This is a genomic window from Micromonospora sp. NPDC047753, assembly GCF_040642735.1.
Lineage (GTDB): Bacteria > Actinomycetota > Actinomycetes > Mycobacteriales > Micromonosporaceae > Micromonospora.
On sequence record NZ_JBEYSL010000258.1, the window covers coordinates 1 to 9,350 of the forward strand.

A 9,350-nucleotide genomic window follows, 5' to 3' on the forward strand; every position below is an offset into this window, starting at 1 on the left:
ACATGGGCCCCTCCTACGGCGCCGGCAACTACGGCATGTGCGGCCGCGCGTACGAGCCGAGGTTCCTGTTCACCTGGCCGAACGCGAAGTCGGCGGTGATGGGCCCGGCGCAGCTCGCGGGGGTGCTGTCGATCGTGGCCCGGCAGGCGGCTGCCGCCCGGGGGCGCGACTACGACGAGGATTCCGACGCGGCGATGCGTTTGATGGTCGAGCAGCAGATCGAGTCGCAGTCCGGCGCGCTCTTCCTCTCCGGCCGGCTCTACGACGACGGGGTGATCGACCCCCGGGACACCCGGACCGTCCTCGGGCTCTGCCTCTCGGCGATCCACAACGGACCGGTGAAGGGCGCCGACGGTTTCGGCGTCTTCCGGATGTAGAGGGGCCACTTATGATCAACAGACTGCTCGTGGCCAACCGGGGCGAGATCGCCCGTCGGGTCTTCGCCACCTGCCGCGCGATGGGCGTGGAAACGGTCGCCGTGCACTCGGACGCGGACGCCGACGCGCCGTTCGTGGCCGAGGCCGACCAGGCCGTACGCCTGCCGGGGAGTTCGCCGGCCGAGACGTACCTGCGGGTCGATCTGATCCTGGACGCGGCCCGGCGCAGCGGCGCGGACGCCGTCCACCCCGGGTACGGGTTCCTCGCCGAGAACGCCGAGTTCGCGGCGGCGGTGACCGACGCCGGTCTGACCTGGGTCGGCCCGCCGGCCAAGGTGATCGCCGCGATGGGCGACAAGCTGGCGGCGAAGGCGCTGCTCGCCGAGGCGGGCGTGCCGATGCTGCCTAGCTGGACCGATACCGACGGGATCACCGACTTTCCGGTGCTGGTGAAGGCCTCCGCCGGCGGTGGTGGCCGGGGCATGCGGATCGTCCGGACCGCCGACGAACTGGCCGAGGCCGTGGCCTCCGCGCGCCGCGAGGCGGCTGCCGCGTTCGGCGACGGCACTGTCTTCATCGAGCGGTACGTCGAGCGCGGCCGGCACGTCGAGGTGCAGATCTTCGGTGACGCCCACGGGCGGGTGGTGGCCCTCGGCGACCGGGAGTGCTCGATCCAGCGGCGACACCAGAAGATCGTCGAGGAGGCGCCGGCGGTGGTGCCGGACCGGGTGCGGACGGCGTTGCACGAGGCGGCGGTGGCCGCCGGGCGTGCTGTCGACTACCTGGGCGCGGGCACTGTGGAGTTCCTGCTCGCCCCGGGCGGTGAGTTCTTCTTCCTGGAGATGAACACCCGCCTTCAGGTCGAGCACCCGGTCACCGAGTTGTGCACCGGTCTGGACCTGGTGGGCGTGGTGCGGGCGTTCCGACCGCTCTACCCCAGGCGGGCCTCGATGGCCTCGATGATGCGCGGACGCAGCTCGGCGGCGCGGATGACGGCGTCCACCGAGCCGACCTCGACGGCGCGGTGGATGTTGTGCACCCGGTCGAACTCCGCCGCCACCTCGCTCAGTTTCTCCGCGCGCACCGAAGACCGCAGCTCGTCGAGCTCCGCGGTCAGCGCGGCGCGTTCGGTGCCGCTCGCGGCCGCGACGCTGGCCTCCAGGTCCCGCACCCGCGCGTCGGCCGCCGTACGAGCGTTGACGTCGGCGGAGAACACCACAGCGGCGGCGGGTGCGCCACCGAGCACCGAGGCGAACGAGCCCTCCAGCGCCAGCACCGTCATGTTCGGGTTCAGCGCCTTCGAGAACACCACGAACGCACCGCCGTGGTAGCGCGAGATCACGCAGAAGACGATGGGCCCCCGGAAGTTCACGATCGCCCGGCCGATCTCGGCGCCGTACTCCAGTTGCAGCTTGCGCATCGACTCCGGTGAGCCGTCGAAGCCGGACAGGTTCGCCAGCACGACGAGCGGCCGGTTGCCGCTGGCCGCGTTGATCGCCCGCGCGGCCTTCTTCGACGAGCGGGGGAACAGCGTGCCCGCCGTGTAGGTGTCCGGGCCGTCGGTGGGCGGGAAGCCGTGCCGGGGCACCGACCGGGACTCGATGCCGAGCAGGCAGACCGGGATGCCACCGAGGTGAACGTCCTGCACGACGGCGGTGTCCGCGTCCGCCATGCCGGCCCAGCGCTCCAGCACCGGGTGGTCCTGGTCGGAGAGGGCCCGCATCACCGTACGGATGTCGAACGGCTTCTTGCGGTCCGGGTTGGACTCGACGGAGAAGATCTCCCCGACGGTGGCGAAGGCGCTGCCCGCCACGTCGTGCGGGAAGCCGGAGATGTCGCGGTCGGCCGGGTCGGTGGTGACCGCCCGCCGGGGCGCGTCCTCGCCGGGCGCGACGTAGGAGTGGTCGTAGTGCGCCATCACCACGTCCCGTGCGGCCGTCAGGTTCGGCGCCCAGTACTGCGCCTGCCCGTTCGGCCCCATCACCCGGTCGTAGCCGCCGATGCCGAAGTTGTCCTCAGCCGACACACCACCGGAGAAGTCGAGCGACTGCTTGCCGGTGAGCACCATCGCCGAGTCGGGCGTCATCACCAGGATGCCCTTGGTGTGCATGAGCATCGTCGCCTCGGCGTTCCAGTACGGCTGCGCGCCGACGTTGATGCCCGCGACCACGATGTTGATCTCACCGCCGGCCTGGGTGAACTCGACGATCCGCTTGAGCGCCGCGGCAACCCAGTCCATGTTCTCCGTACCGGAGGTCATCGAGATCCGGGCACCGGCGGACAGCGCCCACCACTCCAGCGGCACCTGCATCCGCTCGGCCAGGTCCAGTGCGGCGATCACGCGCCGGCACTCCGGCTCCGACAGGGCACCCAGCGACTTCGTCGGGTCGCCGAGCAGCACCACCCGGGTGACACCCTGGGGGTAGCGCTCGGTCGGCGTCGTGACGACCCCGGCGACGATCGCGGCGCTGTTGCGCCCCTTCGGCCGGTCCACCGGCACCAGCGCGTGGTCGTCGTCGAGGTCGTGCTCGACGAAGTCGCCGAGCCGGCCGGTCAGCTCGTACGGGTACACGGTGTTGCGGCTGCTGGCCCGCAGCACCTTGAGCCGGTACTCGTCGAGCGGCTCGAGCGGCTCGACCGGCGGCTCCCCGACGGCCAGTTCGGCACCGCCCGCGGCGTCGAACGAGATCCGTACGGCGATCTTGGTCAGCTCGCCGGTCCGGCGGTCGCGCTGGCGCGCGATGAACAGGATCTCCTCCAGCCCGGCGCCCGCTGTCGTCGGGCGGACCCGCCCGGCGATCATCTCCATCTCTTCGCGGGTCAGCTCGCTCGGCGGCCACACGTAGACGACGATGCGGTTGGTGTTGAAGCGCGTCTTCGACGGCCGCCGCGACTGGGCGCGGCGGATCGAGTCGAGGCAGGCGGCGATGGCGTCCTCGGCCGTCGGCAGCGCGACCAGTCGGCCGTCCTGCTCGCGGAGCTCGGTCAGGTCACGCACCTGCGCGAACGCGACGAGGCGCTCGTCGGCGCGGTTCTCCCGGGCCACACACTGGAAGAGGTAGACCTCCTCGTCCGACGACGGCAGCCGGGTCAGGTCGAACTTGTGCAGCCGCTCCAGCTGCATCCGCTGCGCGATGTACGGGTGCAGCCCACGGATCAGCCGGTCCTCGGTCAGCTGGGCGCCCGACGGACGGAAGGTGAAGTGGTGGTGCATCACCGCTCCGCCGCGACCCGCGACGGTGGTGGTGACCCGACGGACCTGGGGCGGCAGCGGGTGCGCGGCGATGACCTCGGCCAGCGCGGCCGCCATCGCGTCGAAGTCCTCCGGCTGGTTCTCCCAGCCGAGGTAGATGTCGGCGTCCACGGCGTCCTCGCCGGTGGCCAGCTCGGCCAGCCCGCGCAGGGCGCTGCCCAGCGCGTCGAAGCTGACCGCGGCGGAGACCACGCTGGAGTCGACGCGCTCGGCGACCACGAATGTGCAGCCCGCGACCTCGCGGGTGAGCACGCTGGTGAGCGACCGGTTGCCGTAGTACCGCCGGGTCAGCACCTCCAACATGACGGCGTTGTCGAGGTGGTCGCGGACGAGCCGCTGGCCGAGCAGCCGGACCAGCGGCTCGGTGCTGCGGACCATCGCGGCGATGCGCTCGGCGCGGTCCGGGGCTTCCGGGTGTGCGTCGAGGTGCCGCAGGTGCCCACGGACCTCGGCGTAGACGCGTGCGCGGTTGCGGCGCAGCAGCGGCTGGGCGAACCAGGCGAACACCACGCCGCGGGCGAGGTCCGCGATCACGGGGAAGCGGACCTGCGTCGCGGCGATCAGCCGCTCCAGTGCGAGGCCGGCCGGCTCGCGCAGCGTCTCGTCCGGCGGGGTCTCCAGCAGCCACGCGCGCAACAGCGCCGCGATGACCTGCGCGTCCGTGGAGGCGCGCTGCTGGGCGAGGAAGATCCGGAAGACGGCGGCTTCGAGGGCGGGGGTGCGGTCCAGGTCGGTGACGCCGTACCGGCCGAGGGCCTTGCCGAGCCTGGTCTGGAAGGCGTCCGGCAGCCCGGCCCGCTCGACGTCGAGGCTCTGCAGGTAGGTGTGGAAGTACTCCCGGGCGCTGTGTACGTGCGCGGCGCCGCCGTCCTCGCCCGTCGGCCGGTTGCGGCTCAGTTCGGCGAGATCGGCGAACACCTCGATGAGGTCGAGTTCGGCGGCCAGGGGCCGCTGACCGGCTTCGGTGGCCGTCCGCCGCGCGGTGAGGTAATCGTCGAGCACCCGGCGGTCGTCGTGCGGATCGACGTCGAAGCCGAGCAGCAGACCCCGCAGGTCCTCCTGGCCGCGCCTGCTGCGCTCGTACGCCGGGATGTCCGTGGCGGCGGTGGGCAGGTCCAGTTCGACGGTCTCGGTGCTGGCGTCGTCAGCGGTCTCCTCGGCGTCGTCCGCGAGCGGCTCCAGGCGCAGCAGCGGCGCACCTGCCTCCACCTGGCTGCCCACCGAGACGGCGCACTCCTTGAGCCGCGCCTTGAACGGCGCCCGCAGCACCGTCTCCATCTTCATCGCTTCCAGCACCAGCACCGGCGCGCCCGCCTCGACCTCCGCGCCGACCTCCAGGGGCGTGGCGACGACCAGCGCGGGCATCGGGGAGCGCAGGACGCCACCCTCGTCCCGGCTGACCCGGTGCGTCACGCCGTCCACCTCGACCAGGTGGGTCGGCCCGTAGGTGCCGGTGAGCAGGCGGTAGCGGATGCCGTTGACGACGATCTGACCGGTGTGCCGGTCGAAGCGGTCGAGCTCGACGTCGGCGGTGCGCACGACGGGGCCGGTCTCGATGCCGACCCGGAACCGGTGCGCGCCGACCCGCGCCACGCGGGTGCGGTAGCCGACGCCGCGCAGCTTGAGGTCCAACGGTCGGCCGCTGGCGTGCTGCACCTGCGGGCGCCCGCCGGCCGCCGTCGACAGCAGCCGGTGACGCTCGACGCGTTCCTCCTCCTCGTACGCCTCGATGGCGGCGGCGGCCAGGGCGACGGCGGAGTGGCGGTGCGTGACGAGGCGGCCCTCGCCGCGGACGCGGTCGATCCATCCGGTGTCCGCGCTGGCGTCGATCACCTCGGGCTGGTCGAGCAGGTCGAGCACGAAGCTCTTGTTCGTGGCCCCACCTTCGATGATCACCGTGGTGTTCGCCATCGCCCGGCGCAGCCTGCCGAGGGCCTCGTCGCGGTCCCGGCCGTACGCGATGATCTTCGCGATCATCGAGTCGAAGTCGGCGGGGATGGTGTCACCCTCGCTGACGCCGGTGTCCACCCGGATGCCGGGGCCGCTGGGCAGGTCCAGCCGGGCGATGCGGCCGGGGGACGGTGCGAAGTCGCGGTCGGGGTCCTCGGCGTTGAGCCGGGCCTCGATGGCGTGCCCGCGCTCTGCCGGCGGCGCACCGTCGAGCCGCCCGCCGGAGGCGACGTGCAGCTGGGCCTTGACCAGGTCGAAACCGGTGGTCAGCTCGGTGATCGGGTGCTCGACCTGGAGGCGGGTGTTGACCTCCAGGAACGCGAACAGCCGGTCACCGGGGTGGTAGAGGAACTCGACTGTCGCCGCCCCGCGGTAGCCGACCGCCACGGCCAGTCGCTCGGCCGACGTCTTCAGCTCGGCGGCCTGCGCCGGGTCGAGCACCGGCGACGCCGACTCCTCGATGACCTTCTGGTTGCGTCGCTGCACCGAGCAGTCGCGGACGCCGAGGGCCCACGCGGTGCCCTGCCCGTCGGCGATCACCTGGACCTCGACGTGCCGGGCCCCGGTGACCAGGCGCTCCAGGAAGACGATGCCACTGCCGAAGGCCCGTGCCGCCTCCTGGCTGGTGCGCTCGTACGCGTCGACCAGCTCGGCCTCGTTCCTGATCACGCGGATGCCGCGTCCGCCACCGCCGGCTGTCGCCTTCAACATCAACGGGTAGCCGATCTCGGCCGCCGCCGACCGGGCGGCGGCGAGGGTTTCGACGGCGCCTCGGCTCCACGGCGCGACCGGCACGCCGACCTTCTCGGCGATCAGCTTCGAGCCGATCTTGTCGCCGAGTTGGCGCATGGCGTCGGGGCTCGGGCCGACGAAGGTGACGCCGATCTTCTCGCACAGCTCGGCGAACGCCGGATCCTCGGCGACGAAGCCCCAGCCGACCCACGCGGCGTCGGCCCCGGTCTCGGTCAGGGCGCGCTCCAGCACCGCCAGGTTGAGGTACGGGCGGGCGGAGGCCGGGCCGAGGTCGTAGGCGATGTCTGCCTCGCGGACGAATGTGGCGTTGCGGTCGACATCGGTGTAGAGGGCCACGGTTTCGAGCTGGATGCCGGTCTCCGCGGCCAGCTCGCGGACCGCGTGGATGAGCCGCATGGCGGCTTCACCACGGTTGACGATGGCGACACGGTTGAACACCCGAAAAACCCCTTAGCTAGACCTCGACCTGCGTGCGGAGAGACGGCGGCTCCCAGCAGTGATCACCTTTCCGGCTGGCGGCGGCCAGCGCTATGGCGCAACCACCGAACCCACCGTCCCTCAGTTGTAGGAAGTCCACAAAACTTTTTGGCACCCCCGAAGGCTGCACTCTTCGGATCCGACCGCTCCGGCAGTTGATCAAGACGGTGCGGACGGTTCACGTCCGCAGCCTCCCGTGTTCACCCCCGGGTGATCGGCTGACCAGGAAGATCATCGCCGGTCCGGTCAACAACCGCCCGGCCCGACCATCCCGGCCCAGGCCAGGAACGCACCAGGAAAGGAGCGGCAATGAGGTCACCGCACCTCGTACGCCCACGTCTGGCGCTGCTGCTCGCGGCGGGACTCACCGCGCTCGTCACGCCGGCAGGCGTCGCCCACGCCGCGACCGCCACGGTACCCGCGACCGGCACCCCGATCACCATCACCTCGACCGAGCAGCTCGCCCCGGGCGTCACGTACGGCTCGTTCGAGGTGACAACGCCCCGGGGCGTCACCGTCGGTTACCTGCTCACCGCCGACCTCCAGAAGAACAAGGTCTCCCTGGACCTGCTGCACCCCGACGCGGTGGCGCAGCGCACTGTCGTCTCGGCGATGGCGAACGAGCAGGGTGCCGTCGCCGGCGTCAACGGCGACTTCTTCAACAACAGTGAGACGCACGCCGGCGTCAGCCCCACCTACTCGTCGTCCGGTCCGGAGATCGCCGACGGTGAGGAGTTGAAGTTCGCGGTGCCGACCGCGCAGCGCTTCGGCCCCGGCCTGGCCCCCGGCACCTCGACCCGGGACGTGTTCGGCGTCGGTGTGAACGGCAAGGCGCGCGTCGACACCCTGAGCCTGGACGGCGAGGTGCGCAGCAGGAAGGGCACGATCGCTCTGGGCGGCCTCAATCAGTACGCGCTCCCGGTAGGCGGGGTCGGCCTGTTCACCGCCGACTGGGGGACCGCCTCCCGGGTCCGGTCCACCTGCGGCACCGACACGAGCCGCAGCGACCCGTGCAGCACCCACACCTACGAGGTGACCGTGCGCGACGGTGTGGTGACCGCAGTCGGCCCGACGCCCGGCGCGGGAGCGATTCCGACCGACACCCAGGTGCTGGTCGGCCGGGAGGGCGGCGCGGACGCGCTCGACGACCTCGCCGTCGGTGACCGGGTGGAGGTGCGCGAGAAACTCGTCTCCGCCGGCAAGCCGAAGCTGACCTTCGCGGTCGGTGGCGCGCCGATCCTGCGCGACGGCGCGCCGCTCGCCGGCCTGGACACCAGGACCGCCGCGGTACGCAGCTCGGCCGGTGTCAGCCCGGACGGCCGGACCGTGTACCTGGTGGCCCTGGCCGGCCGCGCCCCGGCCAGCGCCGGGTTCACCATCGCCGAACTGGCCGACCTGATGCGTGCACTCGGCGCGGACGCCGCGGTGAACCTCGACGGCGGCGGGTCGAGCACTGTCGCCGTCCGCGAGCCGGGCCAGGCCGCGGCCACCGCCCGCAACAGCCCGTCCGACGGTACGGAGCGAATGGTCGCCAACGGCATCGGGATCTTCGTCGGCAAGCACTGATCGGTCCACCCCGCTCGAATTCGCCCCGTCCGGCCTCACCGGGCGGGGCGAATCCGCGTGCCCCCACTGGCCGAGGCGGGACGGATAGGGTGCGCGGCGTTGGTGATTGGGCACGTTTCACGGGAGGCGATCACATGACATCGATGGGACGACGCGCGGCTCTACGCGCTGGCCTGGCGGCTACGGCCCTGGCGGGTGGGGCTGCTCTGGCGGCCGAGCCGGCTGCGGCTGCGCTGCCTGCCTCTGACGACGGCTGGGTCTCGGTGCTGACGCATGGGGCGGTCGGCGACGGAGTCACCGACGACACCGCGGCGATCCAGGCGGCATTCAACGCCGCGCGGGCGGCCACACCGAACCTCGGTGTGCTGTTCCCGGCCGGCCGGACGTACCGCGTCAGCAACCGGGTGACACTCTCGGGGCTGACCGACACCGCGCTGCGGGGCCATGGGGCGACGTTGGCGCTGGTCGACCCCGCCCCGGTAACGGTGAAGGATCAGGTCCGCGGTGTGCTCCAGATCCAGGACTGCCACCGGCTGAAGGTGCTCGGGCTCAACCTCGTCGACGACACCGCCGCGTACTGGTACAGCGGCCTCATCATCACGGCGTCGACCGGCATCGTTGTCGACGGGGTGGTATCGCGCGGATTCCGCCACACCGGCATCAGCGTGTGGGACAACATCCCCGGCGCGTCCAACGACATCGTCATCACGAACTGCACCACCGAGGACGTTCGGTTCGGCATCGCCAGCAACGGCCACGACGTGCGGATCACCAACAACCACGTGGCGATGGACTGGTTGTCGTCGCAGGAAGCCGAGGACTGGGGCGGTGTCTGGCGCGCCGAGTCCAAGTACTACGACGGTATCAACGTCTGGTTCGGTGCCGACCGCACCGTCATCTCCGGTAACACCATCACCGAGTGTGGCCAGGCCGGCGTCTACACACAGCAGGTGACGAACCTGGTGGTCGCCGAC

4 protein-coding genes and 1 pseudogene are annotated in these 9,350 nt (G+C 71.6%); 4 read left to right on the forward strand and 1 reads right to left on the reverse strand.

The window, feature by feature from the left end:
* A partial coding sequence (locus tag ABZ749_RS21015) for a carboxyl transferase domain-containing protein (RefSeq protein ID WP_357230127.1) occupies positions 1-377 on the forward strand: 377 nt, incomplete at its 5' end.
* 11 nt (positions 378-388) lie between these two features.
* A pseudogene (locus ABZ749_RS21020) lies at positions 389-1,282 on the forward strand (biotin carboxylase N-terminal domain-containing protein); the annotation flags it as partial.
* 26 nt (positions 1,283-1,308) lie between these two features.
* Here the strand turns inward: ABZ749_RS21020 and ABZ749_RS21025 are convergent.
* Entirely contained in the window at positions 1,309-6,771 is a 5,463-nt protein-coding gene (locus ABZ749_RS21025) for a carboxyl transferase domain-containing protein (protein ID WP_357230129.1), read from the reverse strand.
* A 348-nt stretch (positions 6,772-7,119) separates the two neighbouring features.
* On the opposite strand from ABZ749_RS21025, the gene ABZ749_RS21030 reads away from it, so the two are divergent.
* Complete coding sequence (locus tag ABZ749_RS21030) at positions 7,120-8,376, forward strand: phosphodiester glycosidase family protein (protein ID WP_357230131.1); 1,257 nt, start codon at positions 7,120-7,122, stop codon at positions 8,374-8,376.
* A 143-nt stretch (positions 8,377-8,519) separates the two neighbouring features.
* The coding region (locus ABZ749_RS21035; protein WP_357230133.1) for a right-handed parallel beta-helix repeat-containing protein at positions 8,520-9,350 on the forward strand (831 nt) is incomplete at its 3' end.